The following is a 25879-nucleotide window of genomic DNA, read 5'->3' as shown; positions in this document are numbered from 1 at the left end:
GGGCGGCGCCGGGCCCCGCGCGGCGCCTACCCTGCCGCCATGACTGAGCACACCCAGGCATCGGGCCGGCCCGCCCGGCAGGGGGACGGGACGGCGGACGGCGCACGCGTCGCGGTGGTCACCGGCGCCGGATCCGGCATCGGACGGGCCGTCGCACAGGCCCTGACCGCGGCCGGCTGGCAGGTCGCGCTGGCCGGCCGGCGCGCCGACGCGCTGGCGGAAACCGCCGCGGGCACGGGCCGCACCGGCGCGCCCGCCACCCTCACCGTCCCCACCGACGTCACCCGCCCCGGAGACGTCGATGCCCTCTTCGCCGCCGTCCACGACCGCTTCGGCCGCCTCGACCTGCTGTTCACAACAACGCCGGCACCTTCGGCCCCCCGGTGGCCCTGGACGCACTGTCCTACGACGCCTGGCGGGCGGTCGTCGACGTCAACCTCACCGGCGCCTTCCTCTGCGCACAGGCCGCCTTCCGTGCGATGAAGGCCCAGGACCCGCAGGGCGGCCGGATCATCAACAACGGCTCGCTCTCCGCCCATGTGCCGCGCCCGCAGTCCCTCGCCTACACCGCGACCAAGCACGCCATGACCGGCCTGACCAAGTCCCTTTCCCTGGAAGGCCGTCCGTACCGGATCGCCTGCGGCCAGCTCGACATCGGCAACGCGGCGACCGAGATGACCGGCCGGATGCGCAGCGGCATCCTCCAGGCCGACGGGCGGACCGCGCCCGAGCCGGTGATGGACGCGGCCGACGTCGCCCGCACCGTCGTCCACATGGCCGCCCTGCCGCTGGAGGCCAACGTCCAGTTCGCGACGGTGATGGCGACGAACATGCCGTACATCGGGCGGGGTTGACGGCGCGGGCCCGGCACGGGAATAGCCCGCAGGGCAGCCGGGTTCTCCCCGCCATGACACGCGACGACGACGCCGGGGCCACCCCCGGGATCCTGCGCTACACCGCCTTCTCCGACGACCCCGAGGGCGGCAATCCGGCCGGTGTCGTCCTGGACGCGAGCGGCCTGGACGACACCGCGCAACTCGCCGTCGCCGCTGAACTCGGCTACTCCGAGACCGCCTTCCTCACCGCGCCGCCCGAGGGCCTGGGCGAGGCGGGCCGCGCCTTCACCGTCCGCTACTTCAGCCCGCTCGCCGAGGTGCCGTTCTGCGGGCACGCGACGGTCGCCGCCTCCGTCGCGCTCGCCGAACGCATCGGCGCGGGCGACCTGCTCTTCGCCACCCAGGCCGGCCCCGTACCGGTCACGGTCCGCGAGCAGGACGGCGCCCTGCACGCCACCCTCACCAGCGTCGAGCCGCAGGTGACGAGGGTCGCCGACGAGGACGTCGCCGAGGCCCTGGCGGCGCTGGACTGGCCCGCTTCCGACCTGGACCCGGGCCTGCCGCCCCGCATCGCCTACGCGGGCGCCCGCCACCTCGTGCTCGCCGCCGCCACCCGCGACCGCCTGGCGCGCCTTGACTACGACTTCGAGCGGCTGGCCGCCCTCATGCGGCGCCTGGACCTGACCACCCTCCAGCTGGTCTGGCGGGAGAGCGAGTCCGTCTTCCACGTGCGCGACCCGTTCCCCGTCGGCGGCGTCGTCGAGGACCCGGCGACGGGCGCCGCGGCCGCCGCGTTCGGCGCCTACGCCCGCACCCTCGGCGTGGTCACCGCCCCGGTCACCCTCACCCTCCACCAGGGCCATGACCTGGGCCGCCCCGGTGTGCTGACCGTCGGGCTGCGCGACGGCGACCCCCGCTCGCACGTCGGCGGCACGGCGACGGCCATCCCCGCCTGACACCGCCCCGCCATTACCGCCATGGGCCCCCTTCCGGTGACCGGAAGGGGGCCCATGGGCGGTAAGTCCGCGACGTGTGAAGGAATGCCGGTCCGGCCGGGTTCGGTATCCGCAATACCACCCGCCGGGGCTTCACGAAGCCGCCTTCACGATTTCCGCAGCCGCTCCGCTTTACGTTGTCATTACCCGTTCTGCCCGGAATTCCTGAGCCCGGGAACGGACGGAACGCCGGCCGCGGACGGTCGCACTCTCCGCGGGAACGACGGTTGTGCACGCCGCTACTTCGCCTTTGCGTATGCCTCGCGAATGTCGGCGGGAACGCGACCGCGGTCGTTGACGTTGTAGCCGTTCTCCTTGGCCCACGCCCTGATGGCCGCGGTGTCCTCACTGCTCGCCGACGCATTGCGCGGCTTACGGGCCTTCCCGGTCCGCCGGCCGACCTTCGTGAAAGGCGCCATGGCCTCCAGCAGTCGGTCGTAGCTGTCAGGACCCAAATCCAGTTCGTACGTCACACCGTCCAGGGAGAGGGTGTGGGTCGCGGCCTCCGAAGACTCTTCGCCCGTGAGGTCGTCCGTGTAGATGGTGATTACTTTCTGTGCCATGAGCGTGATTGTACGGCCGAATGGGCCCCCTACAACACCAGGGGAAAAGCACCGCCGATGGCCTTCACCCGGCTCCGTTCACGACCTCGTTCACCGTCTGCGTTCACGGACTTCGCGCACGGACTTCGCTCACAGACTTCCCGATGGCTTCGGAGTTGTCCGAGTCCGTCTTCTTCTGTCATCCGGCAGATCATCTCGGTCCACCGCATATCCGGGTTTCGGGTTATCGGCGGGCCGGGACTTTCCGGCCGCCCGGATCCGCGCGGCACCCCGGCCGGGCTGCGGGCCGGCCGCACTGCCCCGCGCAAAGGCCCCCTGACCTGGCGAAGTGCCGGGCCAAGGGGCCTTGAGTGAGCAGACCGGCGGACGAGACCGGCCTGTACGCCGGGTTTTGTCTCCCCCGGTCCTGGCGGGCCGAGGGGAGGCGGCCATCCATCTAGGACTGCCGTTGCCGGCAGCCTCGTGCGGTCTACCCGCGGACTCGGGCGGGCAGCCCTCGATCGTCCGCGCAGGACCGGCGCCTCTTCAGGACGTCGGCCCCTCTTGACCTTGCTCCGGGTGGGGTTTACCGAGCCCTCCGAGTCACCTCGGAGGCTGGTGGTCTCTTACACCACCGTTTCACCCTTACCTGGGCCTCGCGGCCCCGGCGGTCTGTTTTCTGTGGCACTGTCCCGCGGGTCACCCCGGGTGGGTGTTACCCACCACCCTGCCCTGTGGAGCCCGGACGTTCCTCGGGAGGAGCGGAATGTCCGAAGACACCCGATCCCCACGCGGCCGCCCGGCCGGCTCGTCCGCCGTGCCGACCATGCTACCCGGCCGGCGGCACGTACCGGACGGCCGGTCCGTGAGCCGTCACACCGGGGTGAAGCGGACCGGGTCGCGGCCCGGGTCGGCGTCCGCGAGGCGGACCCGGATGCGGTCGCCCAGCGGGAGGCCGGGGCCGTCGGGCGGGGCGGCGACCCGTCCGATCACGGCCGGGTCGTAGAGGTGCACGGTGCCCTGGGTGCGGTCGTTCTCCTGCACCTCGACGACGAGGGCGTCGAAGGTCTCGCCGAGCCGCCCCCGCATCAGCGCGGCCTCGACGAGGTCGACGCACTCCCGCTCGACCTGATTGGCGCGCCGGTTGCCGGTGTCCATGGTGGCCGGGAGGGCGGGCAGCGCGCCGCGGACCCAGTCGGGCGCGCCGGTTCCGGCCGACGCGGCCAGGCACAGTTCGGACGCGTAGCGGTCGACGAGCCTGCGCAGCGGGGCGGTGACGTGCGCGTAGGGCGCGGCGACGGCGGAGTGCACCGCGTCGGCCGGGTCCGGCGCGGTGCCGTCGAAGGCGGTGTATCCGGCGCCGCGGAGCAGGGTGGTGCACTCCTGGAGGAAGGCGGCGTGCGTGGTGCGGTGCGGGTCGAGGGCGCGGATGAGGGCGGCGTAGGAGGTGTGGTGCGGCCAGTCGACGCCGAGGGCGCGGGCGGTCAGCCGCAGCCGGGCGACCGAGCCGTCCGGTGCAGTGGGCAGTGTGCGCAGGATGCCGGTGCCGGACGCGAGCATCAGGTCGGCCGCCGCCATGCCGGTGAGCAGGGAGATCTGGGCGTTCCAGGCTTCGGCGGGGAGCGGGGCGCGGTAGGCGAGGGTGTAGCTGCCGTCCCGCTCGACGATCTCCTGCTCGGGGACGTGCAGCGAGATCGCGCCCCGTGCGGCCTCCCGCTCCTCCCGCAGGAGGCCGATGTCGCGGAGCAGGGCGAGCGGTTCCTCTGCGGTGCCGTCGTCGAGGGTCCGCTGGACGCCGGCGTAGTCGAGCCGGGCACGGGAGCGGACCAGGGCGCGGCGGACGGATACCGCGGTGAGGGTGCCGTCGGCGTCGAGGTCCAGCTCCCACAGGACGGCCGGGCGGTCCTGGTCGGGCAGCAGGCTGGCGGCGCGCTCGCTGATCGCGTACGGGTGCAGCGGGACGCGTTCGTCGGGGACGTAGAGGGTGGTGACGCGGTGGTGTGCCTCGGCGTCGAGGGCACCGCCCGGGGTGACGAAGGCGGCGGCGTCGGCGATGGCGTAGTGGATGCGGAAGCCGCTGCGGGCGGTGGGGCGGGCGGCTCCGGCCGCGGTCCGCCGGCTCAGGAACATCGCCTGGTCGAGGTCCTGGGATCCGGGCGGGTCGATGGTGAAGAGCGGCAGGTCCGTGACGTCGGTGAGGGTGTCGACCGTGACCACGTCGCCGGTGGCCGTCGGGATGCGCGGGGCGAGGGCCGCGCTGTCCGCCTCGGCCTGGGCGGTGGGCGGGAAATGCTCCGGGATCTCCAGCTTCCAGCGCAGCTCACGCAGCGCGGCACGCAGCGGTGCCTCCGCTGCGTCGGTCACATGCATATGGCGACGGGGCATGGCACCGAGCGTATGGCGGCGGGGCCGTCGCGGCGCGGCGTGACGGCGGGGCGGGCGAACGCCGGCCGGTAAGGGCGCCGGCGGCGGTTTCCCGGCGGGTGCCGCCCCGCCCTACCCTTTTCCGGGGCCGTGCCGAACGGGCGGGCCCGGCCGTACCGCCGTGAAGGAGAACGCCGTGCTCGTGCTGTTGCCGCCGTCCGAAGGGAAGGCCGCGGGGAAGGCCGGGGCGCCGCTGGATCTCGCGTCGCTGTCACTGCCGGGCCTGGCCGCGCCGCGCGAGGCGGTGCTGGCGGAGCTGGTCGAGCTGTGTGCCGCGGACGAGGCCAAGGCCCAGGAGGTGCTGGGGCTCAGCGACGGGCTGCGGGGCGAGATCGCGAAGAACGCGGGGCTGCGCACCGCCGGGGCGCGGCCGGCCGGGGAGATCTACACCGGGGTGCTGTACGACGCGCTGGGCCTGGCGACCCTGGATGCGGCGGCGCGGGAGCGCGCCGAGCGGTCGCTGCTGGTGTTCTCGGGGCTGTGGGGCGCGGTGCGGATCGGTGACCGGATCCCGTCGTACCGCTGCTCGATGGGGGTGAAGCTGCCGGCGCTGGGCGCGCTGGGTGCGTACTGGCGGGCGCCGATGGCCGAGGTGCTGCCCGCGGTGGCCGGTGACCATCTGGTGCTCGATCTGCGGTCGGCGGCGTACGCGACGGCGTGGAAGCCGAAGGGCGAGGTCGCCGGGCGTACGGCGACGGTGCGGGTGCTCCAGTCGAAGATCGTGGACGGGGTCGAGAAGCGGTCGGTGGTCAGCCACTTCAACAAGGCGACGAAGGGTCGGCTGGTGCGCGATCTGCTGACGGCGGGGGCGGCGCCGGACGGACCGGCGGAGCTGGTGGAGGCGCTGCGCGGGCTGGGGTATGCGGTGGAGGCCGAGGCTCCGGCGAAGGGCGGCAGGGCGTGGGCGGTGGATGTGATCGTCACGGAGCTGTGAGATGTGCCGCGGGCGGCCATTATTTCGTCATTGCAACATGCGCAATGACCGTTGCGGAGAGTGGGGCGAGGGCGCACTATGGGCGGCGTGACTAGCGCCGCCTCCTCCCCCGCGCCCGCCGAGACCTCCTCGGTCCTCGGGCTCGCCCCCGTCATCCCGGTCGTCGTCGTGCAGGACGCCGCCGACGCCGTTCCGCTCGCCCGCGCCCTCGTCGCCGGCGGCCTGCCCGCGATCGAGGTGACCCTGCGGACCCCCGCCGCGCTGGACGCCATCCGGGCCATCGCCGACGAGGTCCCGGATGCCGTGGTCGGCGCCGGCACCCTGCTGACGCCCGAGCACGTGACCGCGGCCCGCGCGGCCGGATCCCGGTTCCTGGTGAGCCCCGGCTGGTCGCCCCGGCTGCTGGGCGCCATGCGGGACTCAGGAGTGCCGTTCCTGCCCGGCGTCTCGACGGCGTCGGAGGTGGTGACGCTGCTGGACGAGGGCGTCACCGAGCTGAAGTTCTTCCCTGCCGAGGCAGCGGGCGGCACGGCCTACCTGAAGTCGCTGTCCGCGCCGCTGCCGCAGGCCCGGTTCTGCCCGACCGGCGGCATCGGCCTGGCGAGCGCGCCCTCGTACCTGGCACTGCCGAACGTCGGCTGCGTCGGCGGCACCTGGATGCTCCCGGCCGACGCACTGGCCGCGAAGGACTGGGGCCGGGTCACCGAACTCGCCAGGGAAGCCGCGGCGTTGGCGGTCTGACCGCGGCGCGGCAGGGATGCCGAAGGGCCCGGCGCCCCGCCCGTACGAGGCGGAGCGCCGGGCCCGTTGCCTTACGGGGCCGCGCAGGGTGTCGTTCAGCGCAGGTGCGAGGTGTCGTTCAGCAGCCGCAGCGAGGCGTTGCCGTCCGCGTAGTAGGCGACGGCGGACAGCGAGGCGGCGGACAGCTCCATCTTGAACAGCGACTCCGGCGGTGCGCCGAGTGCCAGCCTGGCCAGGGTCTTGATGGGCGTGACGTGGGTGACCACGAGCACGGTCCGGCCCGCGTACCGGGCGATCAGCTTGTCGCGGGCCACGGCCACCCGGCGGGCGACCGCCGCGAACGACTCGCCGCCGCCGGTGGGTGCCGCCTTGGCGGAGTGCAGCCAGGCCGTGAGGTCCTCGGGGTGCCGCTCGCGCACCTCGGCGAAGGTCAGCCCCTCCCAGGCGCCGAAGTCCGTCTCGCGCAGCCCGTCCTCGATGCGGACGTCCAGGCCGAGCCGGGCGGCGACCGTGCCTGCGGTCTGCCGGCAGCGCCGCAGCGGGGAGCTGACGACGGCCTGGACGGTGCCGCGGGCGGCCAGGGCGGCCGCGGCCGCTTCGGCCTGCCGCAGTCCTGCGGGTGACAGCTCCGGGTCGGTGCCGCCGCTGCCGGAGAACCGCTTCTCCGGGGTCAGCGCGGTCTCGCCGTGCCGCAGCAGCACGAACGTGGCGGGCGCGCCGAGATCGGCGGTGCCCCAGCCGACCGCCGGGGTGCTCGGCGCAGCGGCGGCCGTCGCGCTGTCCGCCGCTTCGGCCGCCGCGTCCGCGGCGCGGACGGCGCCGCTGCGGGCGGTGGCGAGGGCGGCGCGGGAGTCGCCCGGCTGCCACTGCTTGCCGATCTTCCCTGCGTCCATCGCCTCGTTGGCGAGCCGGTCGGCGTGCTTGTTCTTCTCGCGCGGGATCCACTCGTACGAGACCTGGCCGGCCGGGTGGACCGCGGCAGCCTCGGCGGCGAGCGGCCGCATGTCCGGGTGCTTGATCTTCCAGCGCCCCGACATCTGCTCCACGACGAGCTTGGAGTCCATCCGCACCTGGATCAGCGCCTGCGGGTCGAGCGCGTGCGCCGCCCGCAACCCGGCGACCAGGCCCTTGTATTCGGCGACGTTGTTGGTCGCGGTGCCGATGTACTCGGCGGCCTCGGCCAGCGTCTCGCCGGTCGCCGGGTCGATGACGACGGCGCCGTATCCGGCCGGGCCCGGGTTGCCCCGGGAGCCGCCGTCCGCCTCGACGATGAACCTGCGCGGCACGGCCTACAGACCCGAGTCGGGGGTGCGCACCAGGATGCGGCTGCAGTTCTCGCAGCGCACGACCGTGTCGGCGGCCGCGGCCCGTACGTCGTTCAGCTCGGTGATGTCCAGCTCAAGGCGGCAGCCCTCGCAGCGCCGCTGGAAGAGCCGGGCGGCACCGACGCCGCCCTGCTTCGCGCGCAGCCGGTCGTAGAGCCCCAGGAGGTCGGCCGGGATGTCGGCGACGGTCAGCTCGCGCTCCTTGTTGACCGTCTCGACCTCGGCGTCGATCTCGCCGCAGGCGGCGTCCCGGCGGGCGGTGGCGTCGTCGGCCTTGGCCTGGACGGAGTCGGCCCGGCCGGTCAGTTCGGCGACCCGCTCCTGGGCGGCCTCACGGCGCTCCATGACCTCCAGGACGACGTCTTCCAGGGCGGCCTGGCGCTTGGCGAGCGAGGTCAGTTCGCGCTGGAGGTTCTCCAGGTCCTTGGGGGAGGTGACGGCGCCGGAGTCCAGGCGCTGCTGGTCGCGGGCGGCGCGCCGGCGCACCTGGTCCACGTCCTGCTCCGCCTTGGTCTGCTCGCGAGCGGTGTCGCTCTCCTCGGTCTGGGCGGCGACGAGCAGGTCGCGCTGCTGGATGAGGTCGGCCTCCAGTGCCTGGAGCTCGGCCAGCTCGGGGAGGTTCTTGCGCTTGTGCGCGAGCTGGGTGAGCCGGACATCCAGGGCTTGGACGTCGAGAAGGCGGATCTGGTCGGCGGGCGCGGCGTTCAGCGTGGGGCTCCTGTGGTGTGCGTTGTTTCAGGGTGGCTGGAGAGCTGGGCGGACGCCGCGTGGGCGGTCCAGGGGTCGGTGACCGTGCGGGAGACGTGCGTGCGCAGGCCCCAGCCGTGCCGGTCGGAGACCGCGTCGAGCTGGGCCGCGGCCTGCTCGCACCACGGCCATTCGGTGGCCCAGTGGGCGGCGTCGAGCAGCGCCAGCGGGCTGTTCTGGGTGGCTTCGGATGCCGGGTGGTGGCGCAGGTCGGCGGTGAGGAACGCGTCCACACCGGCGGCCCTCACCGCGTCGAAGAGGCTGTCGCCCGAGCCGCCGGAGACCGCGAGGGTGCGGATCATGCGGTCCGGGTCGCCGGCCGCGCGGACGCCCTGCGCGGTGGCCGGCAGGTGCGCGGCGGCGTACGCGGTGAGGTCGGCGAGCGTCATGGGGTGGCCCAGTTCGCAGATCCGGCCCAGGCCGCGGCGGCCGTGCGGGTCGGTCGGGTCCGGCACCAGCGGGCCGGTGATCCGCAGGTCCAGGGCGCCGGCCAGGGCGTCCGACACCCCGGGGTCGGCGGTGTCGGCGTTGGTGTGCGCGACGTGCAGGGCGATGTCGTGCTTGATGAGCGTGTGCACGACCTTGCCCTTGAAGGTCGAGGCGGCGACCGTCGTCGTCCCGCGCAGGTAGAGCGGGTGGTGGGTGACGAGCAGGTCGGCGCCGAGCGTGACGGCCTCGTCGACGATCTCCTGGACCGGGTCGACGGCGAACAGGACGCGTCCGACCTCGGCTTCGGGGGCGCCGCAGACCGTGCCGACGGCGTCCCACTGCTCGGCCCGCTCCGGGGGCCAGAGGGCGTCGAGCGCGGTGAGGACTTCAGACAGTGCGGGCACGGGGGAAGGTTACCCTCCGCCCGTGCCCCTGCGCCCCGTCGTCCCCGGGCGGTGGCACCGGCGGCCGGATCCGTGCGCCGGGCCGCCGGAACCGGTCGGCTACTTGGTGACGAGGAAGCCGCGCAGGTCGTCCAGGACGCTGTCGGCCGCGGTGACACCGAGGCCGAGGTACCAGGTCTCGTCCTTGACGTTCTTGGCGTGACCGTCCTTGACCGCCTTGAGCTTCTTCCACAGCGGGTTGCTCTCGGCGGTGTCGCGCTTGGTGGACTTGGGGTCGCCGTAGACGCCGGTGAAGATCCAGTCCGCGTCGGCCTGGTTGATGTTCTCCGGGCTGACCTCGGTGGCCAGGTCCTGCACCTGCTGGTTCTCGGGCCGCGGCAGGCCGACGTCCTTGAGGACGGTGCCGATGAAGGACTGCTGGGCGTAGAGGCGGGTGAACTGCGGCATGTAGCGCAGCATCGTGACGGTCGGCTTCTTCGGGCCGATGTCCTCGCCGAGCTTCTTCGCCTTGGCGTCGTACGCGGCGAGCTTGCTCTTGGCCTCGGCGGTCTTGTCCAGGGCCGCGGCGTTGAGGAGGTAGTTCTCCTTCCACGTGAAGCCGGGGCGGATGGAGAAGACGGTCGGGGCGATCTTGGCGAGCTGCTGGTACTGCTTCTCCGCGCGGAGCTTGCTGCCGAGGATCAGGTCGGGCTTGAGCTTGTTGATGGCCTCCAGGTTGAGGCCGTTGATGGTGCCGACGCTCTTGGGGTGGCCCGCGTCCTTCTTGAGATAGTCCGGGATCGCCTCGTCGCCCTCGGTGGGGGCGTAGCCGACCGGCTTGATGCCGAGCGAGACGACGTTGTCGAGTTCGCCGACGTCGAGGACGACCACGCGCTTGGGCGCGGACTCGATCGGGGTGCTGCCCATCGCGTGCTTGATGGTGCGCGGGAACTCGCCGGGCTTGGCGTCGGTGCCCATCTTCGCGGCTTCCTCGGCGGCCTTGGCGAAGTCCTTGCCGCCCTGCGCAACGGACTTGGAGCCCGCGCCGTTGCCGCTCTTGCCCTCGTCCGCTCCGGACGAGCCACAGGCCGCGAGCGCGAGGGCGCCTGCGGCGGCGAGTGCGGTGGCGGCGGCGCCGCGGCGGCGAAGGGACATCGCGTACTCCAGGGGAGATCGGGCTGCCGGGCGGCGCCGCGCTGCGCGGAGCCGCACCTGCAGCGCACGGTGTGCACAACTTAGGCAGACCTAACTTTACGCATACGTGAAACACCCAGCACAGCCACCCCTGCCGATACCGGCGAATCGGACCTTTGCCATCCTTACGCGTGAAGTGCGGCACCACTCGTTGATCGACTGGAAGTGCGAAAACTACCTTCGGTTCCTGACTGGAGGTGACCATCCGATGACGGTCTGTGTCATGGAGGACGTGACGGCGCTCGGACATCAGCACCGCGCGGCGCTGACGATCGCCGCCGACGGCTCGTACGCCGCCCGGCTCGCACGTCACAACGACGCCGCAGGCAGCTGGTATCCGGAGCGCTGGACGATGAACGGCCCGGAGCCTTATGCCGTGCCGCTGCCGGGCAACCAGCCGGAGGAGCCGGACAGCGAGCTGCTGCCGCTGGCCGACGGCCGGGTGCTGATCCGGCGGCGGATCGCCGAGCGGTTCGCCCTCTCCCTGCTGTACCCGACAGGACCGGGGACCGGTGAACTCCCGCTCGGCACCATCGAAGCGCCCGAGCTGACCCTGCTGCCGCCGGCGCCCGGCGGCCGGCACGGCTACGCGCTGACACCCGGCGAGGATTCGACGTCGCTGTGGCTGGTGCACGGCGGCCGCCGCGGCCCCGAGCACCTGGCCGAGGTGCCGGGGCGCTGCACGGGCGGCGTCTGGCTCGACCACTACGGCCGACTGCTCGCCGTCGACCAGGAGTTGGACGGCCGGACGAAGACGGTCGCCATCAATCTGGAGCGCGGTGGCGAAACGACTCTGCTGCTGGCGATCACCGAGGAGAGCAACGACCGGCTGCTGCTTGCCGATCCGGACAGCGGGCTGCTGATCGTGCGGTCCGACGCACCGGGCCAGGACCGGCTGGGCTGGGGCGTACTGGGCAGCGCGCGTCCGGTGCGCTTCCCGGAGTCCCTGCACACCGCGGATCCCGCGCCGATGCCGTTCGCCGTGCAGCCGGGGCAGATGCTGACGCCCGAGAACTGCGCGGTGGCCTTCCGGCTCGACGCGGCGCAGGGCGGCACGCTCGGCGTCTGGCGGCCCGCGGGCAGGCGGCTGCGGCAGCTGCCCGCGCCCGAGGGGTGGCTGTCCGGCGCCGGCCGCTGGACAGCAGGCGGCGAACTGCTGCTGCCGTACGTCACGGACGCGGTGCCCTGCGGGGTGGCCCGGATGGCCGTGCCGCTGGAGCCGGCCCGCGGCCACTGGGTCCGCAGCTCCGCGCCGCTGCCGGTGGCCGCCCGGCCGCACCCCGCGCCGCCCGGCACGCTCCGGCCCGCGCTCCCTCCCACCGCGCGCACGACCGGCACCACCGCACCCCTGCGGACCGGCGCGCCGCCGCCCGACGTTCCGCCCGAGGCCCGCACCGCCGCCCGGGACACCGGAAAGCTGCGGAACCTGCAGCACGTCCAACACCTGCGGAACGTACGGAACATGCAGGGCCTGCGCAGCCTGCGCGATCCCGATGACACATCCGGCATACACGACATGCGCCCCTTGCGGGACTTCGGCAAGATCGCCCGGTTCGCCACGGAGATCGCCCCCACTCCCCCGGATCCTGACAACGGCTGCACAGCATCCTCACAACCGGACAGCGCACCATGGGAACCGTTCGCGGCGCCCGCGCATCCCCCTTCGTGCAGGCCGGTTCCGTTGCAGCAGGCACCGCTCGCGGCCGGGGAGGCCCGGTGGAGCGTGATCACCCGCCCCGTTAGAATTTGAGCGGGGGCTACGGCATGTCGGATGGGTCGCCGCGACGCCACGGCGAGCCATCGGACACGCCCTGCGCAGCCGGTTGACCCGGCCACCGACGGTGACGCCGCGGCGGTCCCGACGCGTACAGCTGTAAGCGAACTGACGGAGTGACTCTTTTCATGTCCGAAGCCCGAACCGACACGACCGAGGCGCACCCCCAAGAGGGTTCCGCCCAGGCCGCCGAGGCCACCGGCTCCGGGAGGCACCGCGGCCCGGCAGCGACGGAGGAGGCCAAAGCGGCCGCCAACGGCCGCCACCGCCGCGGCAAGCAGACCCAGAACGCGTAAGCGCACCAGAGCCCGTCCACGGCCCCTGCCGCCTTCATCCGAAGGCCGTGGGGGCCGTCGGTTTTCCCGGCTCGGCTTTCCCCGCGGCGACTTCCCCCCGCGGCGGCGGGCCCGGCCGCCGTCCTACGGTGCGCGCACGCCGGTGCGTTCGCCGCCCGGCCGCGCCGACCCGCGTCGTCAGCCGCGTTTGAGGCCCAGCACCTCGGCGGCGGCGAAGGTCTCGTTCGGTGGCCGCTCGGCGTAGTACGGCGTGAGCAGCCCGTCCAGTTCCGCGTAGCTGAAGGTGTCCTTCGCGCTGTTGAACTGGGCGGCGATCCGCGGGCGTTCGGCGATGGCGACCATGCCGCCGTGCACCACCAGGAGCTGGCCGTTGACGCCCGCGGCGGCCGGGGAGGCCAGATAGCCGACGAGCGGCGCGACGTGCTCGGGCGCCAGCGGGTCGAGCTGTCCGTCGTCCGGCTCGGCGAAGCCCGCGAAGACGTCCTCGGTCATCCGGGTGCGGGCGCGCGGGCAGATGGCGTTGGCGGTGACGCCGTACTTGGCGAGCGCGAGCGCCGTGGAGGTGGTCAGGCCGACGATGCCGCCCTTGGCCGCCGCGTAGTTGGGCTGGCCCGCAGAACCGGCCAGGAACGCCTCGGACGAGGTGTTGACGATCCGGCCGTGTACCGGGCCCCCGGACGCCTTGGCGCGGGCGCGCCAGTGGGCGGCGGCGAAGTGGGTGGTGTTGAAGTGGCCCTTGAGGTGAACGCGGATGACCGAGTCCCACTCGTCCTCGGTCATCGAGAAGACCATACGGTCGCGCAGGATGCCCGCGTTGTTGACCAGGATGTCGAGCTTGCCGTAACTGCTGATCGCCAACTCGACCAGTTCGCGGGCCTGTTCGTGGTCGGCCACGTCGCCGATGTGGGCCACGGCCCGGCCGCCGGCCGCGGTGATCTCGGCCGCGGTCTGCTGCGCGGGGGCCGCGGACGCCTCGCCCGAGCCGTCGCGGCCGGGCCTGCCGAAGTCGTTGACGACGACGGCCGCGCCGAGGCGGGCGAGTTCCAGGGCCTCGACGCGGCCCAGGCCGCGGCCGGCGCCGGTGACGACGGCGGCCAGGCCGTCCAGGGGCAGTGCCATGCCAGTCAATGCCATTCCTCTCGGAGTGCGGTACGGGCTGCCGGTCGGCGGTGCACCAGGCCGGGCCCCGGTGCCGGGTGTCAGATCTCGATGCAGGTGCGCAGGGAGGTGCCGGTGCGCATCTGGTCGAGGGCGTCGTTGATGTCGGCGAGCGGGACGCGGTGGGTGATGAGCCCTTCGAGGTCGATCCGTCCTGCCCGCCACAGGGCGATGGCCCGCTCGTAGGACCGCAGGACGTCGCCGCCGCCGTAGAGCGACGGCAGGATCCGCTTCTCGTCGAAGAACAGCTCGAACATGTTGACCTGGAAGGTGTCGTCCATCGCGCCCGCGCCGACCACGCACAGGGTGCCGCCGCGCCGGGTCGTCTCGTACGCGGTCCGTGCGGTGGCGGACTTGCCGACCACTTCGAAGACGTAGTCGAAGCCCTCGCCCGAGGTGATCTCGGCCTTGGCGCCGGCGAGTTCGGCGGGTTCGACGGCGTCGGTGGCGCCGAACCGCAGGGCGGCCTCGCGCCGTGCGGCCACCGGGTCGACGGCGACGATCCGGGCCGCGCCGCAGGCCCGTGCGCCCTGGATGACGGAGATGCCGACGCCGCCACAGCCGATGACCGCGACCGATGACCCGGCCTCCACCTTGGCGGTGTTGACCGCGGCGCCGATGCCGGTGGTGACGCCGCAGCCGATGAGCGCGGCGATCTCGTACGGCACGTCGTCCGGGATGGGCACCGCGCAGTCGGCGGACACCACGACCTCTTCGGCGAAGGTGCCGGTCCCGGCAAAGCCGAAGACGTCTCCTCCGGGGCGCCGGAAGTTGGGGGTGCCGGCGTTCATGAAGCCGGCCAGGCACAGGTGCGTCTGGCCGCGCTTGCAGGAGGGACAGCCGCCGCAGGCGGGCAGCCAGCACATCAGGACGCGGTCGCCCTGCGCCAGCCCTGTGACGCCGTCGCCGACGTCGAGGAGCTCGCCCGCGCCCTCGTGCCCGGGGACGAACGGCGCGGGCTGCGGCAGCACCCCGTTCATCGCGGACAGGTCGGAGTGGCACAGCCCGGTCGCCCGGACCCGCATCCTGACCTTGCCGGGGCCGAACCCCACCGCCTCGATGTCGTCGAGGACTTCGAGCGTGTCCTGTCCTGTCTCGTGCTGTACGGCTGCGCGCACGGTGCGGCTCCTCTCGTACGTACGGACGGTGCGGGGTGCGGGCCCCGGGGAGAGCCCGGTGGGTCAGCTGTGCTCGATGACGGTGTCGGCGAGCACCGGGGCGTCGTCGCGGTCGGCGGCGGTGACCGCGACCTGGATGCGGCCGGGCTCCGGTGCCTCGCGCCACATGCGCAGGCGCAGCGTCTCGCCGGGGAAGACGACCCCGGCGAACCGGGTGGTGTAGGCGCGCACCCGGGAGACGTCGCCGTCGAGCGCGGTGTCGACGACGGCCTTGAGGGTGACTCCGTAACTGCACAGGCCGTGCAGGATCGGCCGGTCGAAGCCGGCGAGCTTGGCGAACCCGGGGTCGGCGTGCAACGGGTTCCAGTCGCCGGAGAGGCGGTAGAGCAGGGCCTGGTCCTCGCGGATGTGCCGCTCGCAGGTCAGGTCGGGGGCCCGGTCGGGCAGGTCGATGCGGGCGGAGGGGCCGCGGTCGCCGCCGAAACCGCCCTCGCCACGGACGAAGATCTGGGTGTCGCAGGTCCACAACGGACCGTCGTCATCGGCGACTTCGGAGCGCAGCACGATGACGGCTGCCTTGGTCTTGTCATGGACGGCGGGGACGGTGGAGGTCTGGGTGGCGCGGCCGCGTACCGGGAGGGGGCGGTGCACGGTGACACTCTGGCCGCCGTGCAGGACGGCCGCGAGGTCGACGTCGATGCCCGGGGCGGACAGCCCGCCGGCCACCGCCATGCCTCCGCCGGCGACGGTGGCGAAGCTGGGCAGGACGTGCAGCGCGCTCTCCAGGGTGTAGCGCAGCTCGTCGGGGTCGGTGGCGGGGTGCGCCTTCTCCGGGGTGGCGGCGCCGGCGCCGATGCCGAGGTGGTAGAGCTGGACGTCCTTGTGGTCCCAGGCGAGTTCGCAGGTCCGCGGCTCGGCGGAGGTGGCCTTGGCGGCGTCGATGGGCATGGGGCTGTTGCTCCTTCACCACGCTGTGAAGACCCCGGCCCGCCGTCCGCACCGTCGGCGGGGCCGGGGTCGTACCGGTCTCAGCCGGGCCGCGTCCGAGGTGCGCTACAGGCACACTTCTAGAACGCGTTCTAGCCGATGGCTCTCATGTATAGCCGATCCGTCCGACACCCGAAAGACCTCTGACGTAGCGTCAGATTCAACGCCGCGGCCCGCCCCGTGACATTTGTCAGGGGTCTTCCCCCACATCCGCCCCTGCCCCTTTCGCGGGCACGCTCCGTAGTCTCCTGGACATGAGGACCACCGGCGGAACGGTCACGCGGCAGCGGCCAGGAGGACTCAGGGCGCGGCGTGCCGGACGGCGGTGGCCGTCACCCTGCCGCTCTTCGGCGGCTGCGTCATCCACGCCCGCCGCCGCCCGGCACGGGTGGTGGGACCGTCCCGGAGCCGTCATCGGCGGCACGGACCTGACCTGGGGGAATGACAGTGCAGAACACGCAACGGCGGCGCACGGCCGGCTGCCGGTCAGGCAACGGCGAGTGGCCCGTCCGCTCCTTGCCGCCGGGCCAGGACGGCTCCACGGCGGCAGCCGGCACCGGCCGCGCCAAGGGGCCCGGCAGATACACCTTCCTGCCCTGGCTCCTGATGGGCCTCGGCGCCTTCTCCAACATCATCCAGGGCAGGTCCGGCAACCCCTGGCTGGCCGGCGCCGGGCTGCTCGCCTTCAACTCCCTCTACATCAGCGTCGTCTTCTCCTCCTTCGACCCGCGGCGGCGCGACTCCCGTTACCCGCTCTACGCGCTCGGCGGGCTGGCCGCGGTCACCTACGCCGTCGCCCTCGGCTTCGGCGGCAACTGGTTCCTGTTCTTCCCGCTGCTGTCGCTGGCCTCCGGCACCGTACGGAAACTGCGCGGGCGCAAGCTGGCCCTGTGGCTGATCACGCTCAGCGGCTCGGCCGGATATCTGAGCGGCCACCACGGCGGCGCTCCGGGCGACGCGTTCGGCATCGGCTACGGCACGTTCCTGTCCGGCATGGTGACGGCGGCGGTCCTCAGCCTCTTCGACACCATCAACGAACTGGACGCCACCCGCCAGGAACTCGCCCGCAGCGCCGTGGAGAAGGAACGGCTGCGGTTCTCCCGCGATCTGCACGACCTGCTGGGCCACACCCTGTCCGTGGTGGTCGTCAAGGCGGAGGCGGTCCGCAGGCTGGCGCCGCGCAACCTGGACGCCGCGCTCGTCCAGGCCGCCGACATCGAGGCGGTGGGCCGGCAGGCGCTGACCGAGATCCGCGAGGCGGTCAGCGGCTACCGCGAGGGCAGCCTGACCACCGAACTCGACCGCGCCCGCTCGATGCTGGAGGCCGCAGGCATCGCCCCGTCCGTACGGCAGTCGGGCCCGCCGCTGCCCCCGCAGACCGGTGCGCTCCTGGGCTGGGTGGTACGCGAGGGCGTCACCAACACCGTGCGGCACAGCGGCGCCACCCACTGCGAGATCGAGGTGCGGACCGACGGGGACCGGGCGCGCCTGACCGTCACCGACGACGGGCGCGGCCCGGCGCAACCCGGCACCGGGGCGGACGGCCCGCCCGGCGGCAGCGGCCTGAAGGGCCTCGGCGAACGCCTGGCCACGGCCGGCGGCACCCTGGAGACCGGCCCTGACGGCCGCCGCGGCTTCCGCCTGACCGCCGAACTGCCGGCAGGGACGGACGAGGCGGACGCGGCGGACGAGACGGTCCGGGCGGCGGACGTCGAGACGTGACGGGCCCCGGCGCGCGCCCCCGGACGCGTACGGCTCAGCCCGCCACGGCCGCCCGGCCCCGTACGCCGGCCGCCACCGCCGCGACGAGCAGCGCGAGCGCCACCAGCACGGCGCTCACCCCCAGCGGGGAGCGGTAGCCGAGGCCCGCGCCGATGACCAGGCCGCCGCACCAAGGGCCCAGTGCGCCCCCGACGTTGAAGGCCGCCGTGGCGAAGCCGCCGGCCAGCGTCGGCGCCCCGGCCGCCGCGTAGAGGGCCTGCGAGATCAGGGTGGAGCCGACGCCGAACGAAAGGGCGCCCTGGACGAAGACCAGGACCGGCGCGACCACCGGGCTGCCGGCCGTCAGCGCGAGGAGCAGCCAGCCGGCGAGCAGCGCCGCGCCGCCCGCCACCAGGAAGGGCACCGGACGCACATCGGCGAACCGGCCGCTCACCCGGACACCGACGAAGGACCCCGCGCCGAACAGCGCCAGCATCACCGGCACCCCGCCCGCGCCGTATCCGGTGACGGTGGTGACCAGCGGCGCGAGGTAGGTGAAGGAGCAGAACGTCGCGCCGTTCACCAGGGCGCCCAGCAGCAGCGTCACCCGCAGCCGCGGGGCACCGAGCGCCCGCAGTTCGCCGCGCAGCGCCGGGGCCGCGGCGTCGGGCGCACCGGCCGGCACCGACCGCAGGGCGATCAGGGCCGGCACGGAGAGGGCGGCCACCGCCCAGAACGCCGCCCGCCAGCCCCAGTGCTGGCCGAGCAGGGCCCCGGCCGGCACCCCGGCGACGCAAGCCAGGGTGACACCACCGAGCAGGGCGGAGGTGGCCCGGCCCTTGGCGTCGGCCGCCACCATCGCGGTCGCCGCCACCAGCGCCACGGCCAGGAACCCGGCGTTGGCCAGCGCGGCGACGATCCGGGTGGCGAGCAGCACCGGGTAGCTGGTGGTGACGGCGGCGACAACGTGCGCGAGCAGGAACGTGACGAGGAAGGCGAACAGCGCGCGGCGCCGGGGCCAGCGGCGGCCGATGGCCGCCATCAGCGGCGCGCCGATGATCATTCCCACCGCGAACGCGGCGGTCAGCGAGCCCGCAGCCGGTACGGAGACCCGGAGGTCATGGGCGATGTCCGGCACCAAGCCGGACAACATGAACTCCGATGTCCCCATGGCGAAGACGGCGAGGGACAACAAATGGATGACAAAGGGCATGACAGAGAACTCCGCAACCACGGCGTGGATCGACCGGAAAGGGATCGACTGGCAGCGGTGGTCACGGCGCCAGGCAGCGCCCCGCCGGAACCCCGGCACCCGGACCGCAACCGGACGGGCACATCGGGCAGTTCGTCACCGTGAGCGGCAAGACACGCAACCACCGCGGGAGAGGTCCGGCGGTGCCAGAAAGGCACATCGGCACCGGCACGGACCGCAACTCCCGTACTACGGCGCTCCGGTGGCGGAAGCGGGGAAAACAGCCCGGCACTCACGCAGGACAGAACTCTGCGGCTGAGGCGAGCAGGGGCCACCGGACGCGGTGGCTAGAGTCTTGACGCCTCGGGACTGGACATGGCCGCAGCGTACGAGTGCCCGGAGGTCGGCGTCCAACCCTTTTCGGCTGAGGCGCAGGACGAGACCGCCACCACACCATGACGCGACGCTCCGCACGGGCCCGGTCCTGACCCGCACGGAGCGAACGGCACGAACGGCGCGAAACGGTGCGGCTGTGACGCGATCCAGCCCTAGGCGGCAACGCCCGGCGTACAGACCGCGAAAGCCCTCAGGTCTTCAGCGGCGTTTCCGAAATTCTTGCCACGGATGATCCATGACCTGCCGGAAGCATAGGAGAAGTCGAAGTTGAGATTTCCCGTGGTGCCGGTACCACCGCCGCCCCCGGTGGGGACCTGCCCCGCGGGGCACTCGACCGTCACTCCCCCTTCCTGTCCGGGCTGGAGTGTCACGTTGGGGCCGAATACCTGGCGGTAGACGGTTTGCTGGATCTTCTTCCCCGGCGCATTGGGCTCGTCAGGCCCGTTCTGAGCAAAGGCGAAACCCGTACCGGCGGTGAGCGCCACGATGACCGGCACCCATAAGAATCTGGCTCGCTTCATTTCCACCTCACGCTTGCCGCGACAGTGACGAGAAACAAGCTTCCCCGCCCGCCGTCGGCAATCCTCCCGGTCACCCGATCGGGAAGGGAGAATCGATCCTCCTGTCATCTCCAGGCACCAGGTATTACGCAAAGGACCGTCACACCCCGACCGCGATGAAGGGGCTACGCCACCCCCGCGCCCCCCGTCAGCCCACCCCGCCCCAACAGCACACGGCGCACCACCGGCCGGCGAACCGGGTACCGGTGACGCGCTCCGTACGGCAGCCGAACCGCTATCGCCGAATTCAGTCGTCGATGACCAGGAAATCGACGGCGGCGTTCAGCACTTGGGTGCACCCGGCGTGGTGGGCGGATATTCCGTGATGGAGGCAAATACCCGAAAATTCGTCGTGCTGGGCCTCGCGGTGGAGCCTCCGAGCAGATCCAGTTCAAAATGTACGGGTGATCGCAACTGACAGGAGCGGCCCGAGTATGCATCCCCCATTGCCGGGGCCCGCCGCGTGTGACGGACGCGTCGGGCCCACTGCGTACCGCGTATCAGCGAACGGTGACCGTCTTGACGGGCGAGGTCCGCTCCACGACCGGGTGCTTGGCCTGCGGGGTGTCGGACCCGTACAGCACGGCACGGAACTGAAGGGCGCCACGGTGCGCCGCCTTCACCGACGCGTTGGCCTTCGCATACTCCCAGGCGCCGGACAGCTTGCCGAAGGTGACGGTGTGCCACGTGCACGGCGAGGCCGATGCCGCCCTTGGCGAAGGCGGGAGCCGTGGCCAGGGCGACCACGGTCGCTCCCATCGCGCCGATGGTGGCCATGCGCAGGGAACGCCTCTTCATGTCGAGCGTCATGTTCCTTCCCTTTCACGGATCTTCAACTCCCGTGCCCACTATCGGAATTGCCCGGTGATCGGCGCTCTGTCGACTGACGAGACGGTACGTCCCGGGAGGGCGTTGCCTTCCGTTTCATCGGGGGATCACAAAGGCGGCGAGGCGACAGGGGCCGACTCGGACCGGTCGCCGGCCACCCTGACCCCATGGCTGACGTCCCCGGCGAGCCCCCCCCGTGAGCCCCATGAGCCCCGTGAAAGTTCTCCTCGCCGAGGAGAGAAGTGAACCCTTGGACACCTTGCGCTGACCGACACGCTGCTGCTCGGCTCCGGCGACGCGTGGACGAGCGGGGGCACGGATGGCGTGACCGGTTCCTGAGCACGTGCGCCGCGTGGGCTGTGGACATAGACCACGTGCGGCCGTTGTCACTCGGCGGTGAGGACGTGGACGGGAACGTTCAGGTGCTGCGCCACGGGCGCCACCGGATCAAGACGAATACGGAGTTCGGGGCGATCCGTGCCCGGTCTTGAGACTTCTTGTACTCGCCGGCTCAGCGCCTTCGGTTGGGATTTGCCCGACCAGCCCGCTGATTCCTCCGGCACCGTGTGTGGTGGGCCCGGATGCGCCGCTGCTGTGCCCGTTGACGCAGGCGTTGTCGTGCGACGGGGACGCGATGACGATGATCCCGCCGGCTGCTGCCGGTGCCGCTGTAGCGAGCCCGGTTCCGATGGCCGCTGCGGTGGCGGCAAGTGCTGTGACTGTCCTACGAGCGGCCATGCCTTGCGAACGACAATCAGCGTGCCAGGTCCCCCTGTTCACTCTTGGGGCATGGACGACGGGGGCCGAACACGGCGGCAGAGGCGGTTCGAGCCCGTCCGCTCCGCGACGCCCCGCCTGGGGCTCAGGCCACCTTGATGAAGCAGAAGAGCGAGATCCTGGAGTCCAGATCCTGTTCCGCGTCAATCGACACGCGAACCTGCACTGTGCCGATTTCGGCACCACGTTGTGGACGGTCATGGTGGCGGCCCCCATAAAAGGTTTATGGAGATGGGTATCCATTCGCGTAATGGAAGCGCACACCGGGGCCCCTGGGTCAACGCCTCCCGCACCTAGCCCTACGGTGCGCTTTCTTCACCACTGTTTGCGTTGATGGGATCGAGCTTTTCAGGCTGACGTACGGGGCGATCACCCTGCGTGTAAAATTTCCCCGCCTCTTCGGACTGATCTCAGACACCACCTATTCGGCACTGGTGGAACCGTTTCTCGCCCCCTGAGCGGAAGGGCACCGCCTCGCTGATTCGAGATGCGGCTACGCGGTGGATGAGGACCTGTGGGGTCCGCCCGTCGGCGAACCGCTCATCTCTGTTACCGCGAAGTGCCAGCACTCCACAGAGTGCGCCATCAAACCGATGCCCACTCCGCAGGATCCCCGTAAGTGACGTTGCCGGGCGCAGGCTGACCGTCGGATTGGAGGCCACATGACCGAGTGGATCAACCCCCGGTACGCCGCGCTCGTCCAGTCGTGGCGTGACACCCAAGAGCAGCGGCAGGAAGTCGCCCCGATCGAGGGGACCATCTTCGCCGGCCGCGGGTTCATCGCCCCCGACGCCAGACCCAACAGCGACACCGGTAAAGGACCGCCTCTCTGACGGACGGAAACGTCAAGGAGTACGCACAGGCCCCGCCAACACCCCTCCCGTGGCGGGGTCTTCGCGCGTCGTCGGGGCCCTCCTGGCTGACCCGCTGCGGCACGGTGAAGACATGTCCGGCGGCCGAGCCGCGCACAACGTGACGTGACCGTCGCGAAGTCGTCGTTCTGTGGCTGACCAACCCGCAGGACAGCCCCGTTCGGCTCGCGCCGGACGGGGCTTCCTGCTGGCTAGTCTGGCCCCATGACCGACGTGTCCGGCGAGCCCCCCGTGAGCGCCACGAAAATCCTTCTCGCCGAGGATCAGGGGATGATGCGCGGTGCGCTGGCGCTGTTGCTCGGGCTGGAGGAGGACATGGAGGTCGTCGCGCAGGTCGCGGCGGGTGATCTGATCGTCGGGGCCGCGCTGGAGACCCGGCCGGATGTCGCGTTGCTGGACATCGAACTGCCCGGCCGCAGCGGTCTTGACGCGGCGGCGGACCTGCGGGACCGGTTGCCGTCCTGCAAGGTCCTGATCGTGACGACGTTCGGGCGGCCGGGGTATCTGCGCCGGGCGATGGAGGCCGGGGCGTCGGGGTTCCTGGTGAAGGACGGGCCGGTGGAGGAATTGGCGGCGGCGATCCGGCGGGTGCTGGCCGGGGAGCGGGTGATCGATCCGGCCCTGGCCGCCGCGGCGCTGAGCGCCGGGCCCAATCCGCTCACGCCGCGCGAGCGCGATGTGCTCACCGCGGCCGTGGACGGGGCGACCGTCGCCGATATCGCGGGCCGGGTGCATCTGTCGCAGGCGACGGTGCGCAACTACCTGTCCGCGGCGATCGGCAAGACCGGTACCCGTAACCGCATGGAGGCGGTACGGGCGGCCCGGCGCAACGGCTGGCTGTAGCGGAGGGGTTGGGCGCAGCACCGGCCCGCCCGGCTCATCCGTGGGACATGTCCGCCCGGCGGCGGGGCAGTGCGACGGCCATCAGGACGATGGCGGCCAGCAGGACCAGGGCGCCGACGTGGAACGCCAGGCCGTAGCCGCTCGCCAGGGCCTCGGGCCCGTGCCCCGTCAGCGCGCGGGCGGCGGCGACGGTGGAGAGGATGGAGAGCCCCAGGGCGCCGCCCATCTGGCGTGAGGTGTTGACGAGTCCGGAGACCAGGCCCTGGTTGCCGGGGGCGGCGCCGGAGGTGGCGATGGCAGCGGTCGGGGTGGCGGCCAGGCCGGCGCCGAGCGCCATCAGGATGCCGGGGCCCAGGATCGTGCCGAGGTAGCTGCCGTCGGCGCCCATCGCGCCCTGCCAGGCCATGCCGCACGCGGAGACCGTCGCGCCGGTGATGGCGAGGGCCTTGGCGCCCGTGCGGCTCATCAGCCGCGGTGCGATCTTCGAGCCGATGACGATGCTCAGCGAGTGCGGGATGAAGGAGATGCCGGTTTGCAGCGGCGTGTAGGACAGCACGTTCTGCATGTAGAGGGAGAGGAAGTACCACATCGAGAACATGGCGGCGCCGGACAGCACCATCGCGGCGTTGGCCGACGAGACCGTCCGCAGCCGGAACAGGCCGAGCGGCATCAGCGGGGCCTTGGCGCGCGCCTCGACGGCCGTGAACGCGGCGATCACGAGGAGTCCGGCGGCCAGCGGCAGCAGCGCTTCGGCCGAGCCCCAGCCGGCCGACTCGGTCTGCACGATGCCGTACGCGACGAGGCCGAGCCCGCTGGTCGCCAGCACCGCGCCCGGCACGTCGAGCCGTCGGGCCGATTCGCGCCGGCTCTCGGTGAGCCAGAGCGCCGCGCCGGCCAGCACGAGCGCCCCGATGGGGACGTTGATCAGCAGCACCCAGCGCCAGGACAGGTACTGCGTGAGCACCCCGCCGACCAGGCCGCCCACCGCGCCGCCGCCGGCGCCGACCGCCGTCCAGGTGGCGATGGCGCGGGTGCGGGCGGGGCCGGTGGGGAAGGAGGTGGTGAGGATGGTGAGGGTGGCCGGGGAGAGTACTGCCGCTCCGACGCCCTGGATCGTGCGGGCCGCGATCAGCTGCCAGGGTTCCTGCGCGAGGCCGCCGGCCAGGCTTGCCAGGGTGAACAGCGCCAGGCCGACGACGAATATGCGCTTGCGTCCGAAGATGTCGGCGACCCGGCCGCCCAGCAGCATGAAGCCGGCGAAGGTGATGAGGTAGGCGTTGACGATCCATTGCTGGCCCAGTTCGCTCAGGCCGAGTCCGGTCCGTACGGCGGGCAGCGCCACGTTGACGACGGAGACGTCCAGGACGACGAGGAACTGACCCGCGCAGACCAGCAGCGTCACGAGCCACGCGGGTGCCACCGAACGGCGCGGTGGTGCGGACAGGTCGATGGCAGCGGCAATCGGGGGCATGGGCCCCATATTCGCACCGGGCCGCCGGATCCCGCATCGGGATATCGGGGCATCCGCCACCCTCCCCGGGAAGGAGGACTTCCGGCGGAGGCGCGGCCCGGACCATCCCGCACCCGGCCCCCAACTCCCACACCCACAAGCTCACTTGCGGAGCAGGGTCACCACCGCGGCGCCGCCCAGGCCGATGTTGTGCGCGAGCCCGGTCCTGGCCCCGGCGACCTGCCGATCCCCGGCCGTGCCACGCAGCTGCCACACCAGTTCCGCGGCCTGCGCCAGGCCGGTGGCGCCCAACGGATGCCCCTTGGAGATCAGGCCGCCCGACGGGTTGACCACCCAGCGCCCGCCGTAGGTGGTGGCGCCGTCGGCGACCAGCTTCCCGGACTCGCCGTCCCCACACATCCCCAACGCCTCATACGTCAACAGTTCGTTGACCGAAAAGCAGTCGTGCAGCTCGATGACGTCCACGTCCTCGATGCCCAGGCCGCTCGCCTCGTACGCCTGCCGGGCCGCGGCGCGGGAGACCGGCTTGCCGACGACGTCGATGCAGGAACCGGAGGCGAAGCTCTCCTCGGTGTCGGTCGTCATGGCCTGCCCGGCGATCTCCACCGCCTGTTCCTGGAGGCCGTGCGCGCGCACGAACCGTTCGGACGCGATGACGGCGGCCGCCGCGCCGTCCGACGTCGGGGAGCACTGGAGCTTGGTCAGCGGGCGGTGGATGGTCCTGGCGGCGAGGATCTCATCGACCGTGTAGACGTCCTGGAACTGGGCGTTCGGGTTGTGCGCGGAGTGCCGGTGGTTCTTGGCGCCGACCGCGGCGAGCTGCTCCGCCGTGGTGCCGTACCGGTCCATGTGCTCGCGTGCGGCGTTGCCGAAGATCTGGGCGGTGGGCGGGGTCGTCTCAAAGCCGTGCGCCTGCGCCATCACGCCGTAGTGCCGGGCGACCGGGGAGGTCGCGAAGTCCTTGCTGTCCGCGCCGCCGCCGAGCGCGCCGCGCTGCATCTTCTCGAAACCGAGCGCCAGCACACAGTCGTTGACGCCGGCCTCGACGAACTGCCGCGCCATCATGAGCGCGGTGGCGCCGGTCGCGCAGTTGTTGTTGACGTTGTAGACGGGGACGCCGGTCAGGCCCAGCTCGTAGGCGGCGCGCTGCCCTGCGGTCGATGCCTGGTAGCAGTAGCCGACCGGCACCTGCTCGACCGCCCCGTAGCCGATCCCGGCGTCCGCGAGCGCCTTGCCGCCGGCCTCCTTCGCCATGTCCCAGTACTGCCGGTCGCGGCTCTCGGGCTTCTCGAACTTCGTCATCCCGACGCCGACGATGTACGCCTTGCCAGTCATACGTGTCCTCCTGGAGAGTCA

Annotated in this window: 22 protein-coding genes, 1 other RNA gene and 1 pseudogene; 9 read left to right on the top strand and 15 right to left on the bottom strand. The window is 72.3% G+C overall.

Going from position 1 to position 25879, the window contains the following annotated elements; translation table 11 throughout:
* Positions 1-39 precede the first annotated feature (39 nt).
* Positions 40-854, top strand: a pseudogene (locus LIU39_RS06855) (SDR family oxidoreductase).
* Between the two features lie 53 nt (positions 855-907).
* Positions 908-1792, top strand: coding sequence for a PhzF family phenazine biosynthesis protein (locus tag LIU39_RS06850; RefSeq protein WP_227045658.1), 885 nt, complete (start codon positions 908-910; stop codon positions 1790-1792).
* A gap of 278 nt (positions 1793-2070) precedes the next feature.
* Here LIU39_RS06850 and LIU39_RS06845 read toward each other — a convergent pair whose 3' ends face one another.
* The 3 genes from LIU39_RS06845 to LIU39_RS06835 all read right to left on the bottom strand — a co-directional run bounded on the left by LIU39_RS06845 (position 2071) and on the right by LIU39_RS06835 (position 4758).
* Positions 2071-2394: a histone-like nucleoid-structuring protein Lsr2 gene (locus LIU39_RS06845; RefSeq protein WP_227045657.1), complete on the bottom strand. Its 324-nt coding sequence runs from the start codon at positions 2392-2394 to the stop codon at positions 2071-2073.
* A gap of 363 nt (positions 2395-2757) precedes the next feature.
* Positions 2758-3184: RNase P RNA component class A (gene rnpB / locus LIU39_RS06840), an RNA gene on the bottom strand.
* 62 nt (positions 3185-3246) lie between these two features.
* Entirely contained in the window at positions 3247-4758 is a 1512-nt protein-coding gene (locus LIU39_RS06835) for an RNB domain-containing ribonuclease (RefSeq protein ID WP_227045656.1), read from the bottom strand.
* Positions 4759-4933: 175 nt separating this feature from the next.
* Here LIU39_RS06835 and yaaA point away from each other — a divergent pair, with 175 nt between their 5' ends.
* Both yaaA and eda read left to right on the top strand, forming a co-directional pair.
* The gene (gene yaaA, locus LIU39_RS06830) at positions 4934-5731 is read left to right on the top strand and encodes a peroxide stress protein YaaA (protein WP_227045655.1); all 798 of its coding nucleotides are present in this window, start codon (positions 4934-4936) and stop codon (positions 5729-5731) included.
* Positions 5732-5809: 78 nt separating this feature from the next.
* A complete protein-coding gene (eda, locus tag LIU39_RS06825) occupies positions 5810-6472 on the top strand; it encodes a bifunctional 4-hydroxy-2-oxoglutarate aldolase/2-dehydro-3-deoxy-phosphogluconate aldolase (RefSeq protein WP_227045654.1) in 663 nt (220 codons plus the stop codon).
* A 95-nt stretch (positions 6473-6567) separates the two neighbouring features.
* On the opposite strand, the gene LIU39_RS06820 is transcribed toward eda, so the two are convergent.
* The 4 genes from LIU39_RS06820 to LIU39_RS06805 all read right to left on the bottom strand — a co-directional run bounded on the left by LIU39_RS06820 (position 6568) and on the right by LIU39_RS06805 (position 10511).
* Entirely contained in the window at positions 6568-7758 is a 1191-nt protein-coding gene (locus tag LIU39_RS06820) for a bifunctional RNase H/acid phosphatase (protein ID WP_227045653.1), read from the bottom strand.
* A gap of 3 nt (positions 7759-7761) precedes the next feature.
* Entirely contained in the window at positions 7762-8505 is a 744-nt protein-coding gene (locus LIU39_RS35220; RefSeq protein ID WP_308409352.1) for a zinc ribbon domain-containing protein, read from the bottom strand.
* The gene (locus LIU39_RS06810) at positions 8502-9377 is read right to left on the bottom strand and encodes a Nif3-like dinuclear metal center hexameric protein (RefSeq protein ID WP_227045651.1); all 876 of its coding nucleotides are present in this window, start codon (positions 9375-9377) and stop codon (positions 8502-8504) included. The genes LIU39_RS35220 and LIU39_RS06810 overlap by 4 nt, the downstream gene beginning before the upstream one ends.
* Positions 9378-9476: 99 nt before the next feature.
* On the bottom strand, positions 9477-10511 hold the full coding sequence (locus LIU39_RS06805; protein ID WP_227045650.1) for an ABC transporter substrate-binding protein: 1035 nt from the start codon (positions 10509-10511) through the stop codon (positions 9477-9479).
* 247 nt (positions 10512-10758) lie between these two features.
* On the opposite strand from LIU39_RS06805, the gene LIU39_RS06800 reads away from it, so the two are divergent.
* A complete protein-coding gene (locus LIU39_RS06800; protein ID WP_308409351.1) occupies positions 10759-12300 on the top strand; it encodes a hypothetical protein in 1542 nt (513 codons plus the stop codon).
* Positions 12301-12452: 152 nt separating this feature from the next.
* Positions 12453-12620 carry a hypothetical protein gene (locus tag LIU39_RS06795; RefSeq protein ID WP_227045649.1) on the top strand — a complete coding sequence of 56 codons (168 nt, stop codon included), beginning with the start codon at positions 12453-12455 and terminating at the stop codon, positions 12618-12620.
* A gap of 177 nt (positions 12621-12797) precedes the next feature.
* Here the strand turns inward: LIU39_RS06795 and LIU39_RS06790 are convergent, their stop codons facing one another.
* The 3 genes from LIU39_RS06790 to chsH3 form a co-directional block, all read right to left on the bottom strand.
* Positions 12798-13739: a 3-oxoacyl-ACP reductase gene (locus LIU39_RS06790; RefSeq protein ID WP_227045648.1), complete on the bottom strand. Its 942-nt coding sequence runs from the start codon at positions 13737-13739 to the stop codon at positions 12798-12800.
* Between the two features lie 80 nt (positions 13740-13819).
* On the bottom strand, positions 13820-14896 hold the full coding sequence (locus LIU39_RS06785; RefSeq protein ID WP_227045647.1) for a Zn-dependent alcohol dehydrogenase: 1077 nt from the start codon (positions 14894-14896) through the stop codon (positions 13820-13822).
* Positions 14897-14959: 63 nt separating this feature from the next.
* On the bottom strand, positions 14960-15844 hold the full coding sequence (gene chsH3 / locus LIU39_RS06780; protein ID WP_227045646.1) for an enoyl-CoA hydratase ChsH3: 885 nt from the start codon (positions 15842-15844) through the stop codon (positions 14960-14962).
* A 480-nt stretch (positions 15845-16324) separates the two neighbouring features.
* Between chsH3 and LIU39_RS06775 the strand changes: the two genes are divergently transcribed.
* A complete protein-coding gene (locus LIU39_RS06775; RefSeq protein ID WP_227045645.1) occupies positions 16325-17605 on the top strand; it encodes a sensor histidine kinase in 1281 nt (426 codons plus the stop codon).
* Between the two features lie 34 nt (positions 17606-17639).
* Here the strand turns inward: LIU39_RS06775 and LIU39_RS06770 are convergent, their stop codons facing one another.
* From LIU39_RS06770 to LIU39_RS34840, 3 genes are all read right to left on the bottom strand, one after another.
* Positions 17640-18797, bottom strand: a complete 1158-nt coding sequence (locus tag LIU39_RS06770; protein WP_227045644.1) for a Cmx/CmrA family chloramphenicol efflux MFS transporter — start codon at positions 18795-18797, stop codon at positions 17640-17642.
* 527 nt (positions 18798-19324) lie between these two features.
* On the bottom strand, positions 19325-19669 hold the full coding sequence (locus LIU39_RS06765) for a hypothetical protein (RefSeq protein ID WP_227045643.1): 345 nt from the start codon (positions 19667-19669) through the stop codon (positions 19325-19327).
* Between the two features lie 563 nt (positions 19670-20232).
* Positions 20233-20355: a hypothetical protein gene (locus LIU39_RS34840; RefSeq protein WP_264482470.1), complete on the bottom strand. Its 123-nt coding sequence runs from the start codon at positions 20353-20355 to the stop codon at positions 20233-20235.
* A 1644-nt stretch (positions 20356-21999) separates the two neighbouring features.
* Here LIU39_RS34840 and LIU39_RS06760 point away from each other — a divergent pair.
* Both LIU39_RS06760 and LIU39_RS06755 read left to right on the top strand, forming a co-directional pair.
* A complete protein-coding gene (locus LIU39_RS06760) occupies positions 22000-22170 on the top strand; it encodes a hypothetical protein (protein WP_227045642.1) in 171 nt (56 codons plus the stop codon).
* Between the two features lie 243 nt (positions 22171-22413).
* Positions 22414-23052: a response regulator transcription factor gene (locus LIU39_RS06755; protein ID WP_227045641.1), complete on the top strand. Its 639-nt coding sequence runs from the start codon at positions 22414-22416 to the stop codon at positions 23050-23052.
* Positions 23053-23086: 34 nt separating this feature from the next.
* On the opposite strand, the gene LIU39_RS06750 is transcribed toward LIU39_RS06755, so the two are convergent.
* Positions 23087-24532 (bottom strand): MFS transporter, encoded by a 1446-nt coding sequence (locus LIU39_RS06750; protein WP_372463818.1) that lies wholly within the window; start codon positions 24530-24532, stop codon positions 23087-23089.
* A 132-nt stretch (positions 24533-24664) separates the two neighbouring features.
* Positions 24665-25858 carry a lipid-transfer protein gene (locus LIU39_RS06745; RefSeq protein WP_227045639.1) on the bottom strand — a complete coding sequence of 398 codons (1194 nt, stop codon included), beginning with the start codon at positions 25856-25858 and terminating at the stop codon, positions 24665-24667.
* Between the last annotated feature and the right edge of the window lie 21 nt (positions 25859-25879).

Source organism: Streptomyces pinistramenti, from assembly GCF_020564935.1.
Classification (GTDB): domain Bacteria; phylum Actinomycetota; class Actinomycetes; order Streptomycetales; family Streptomycetaceae; genus Streptomyces; species Streptomyces pinistramenti.
Note: the sequence above shows the minus strand (reverse complement) of the source record. Positions and strands in the feature narration are given on the sequence as shown.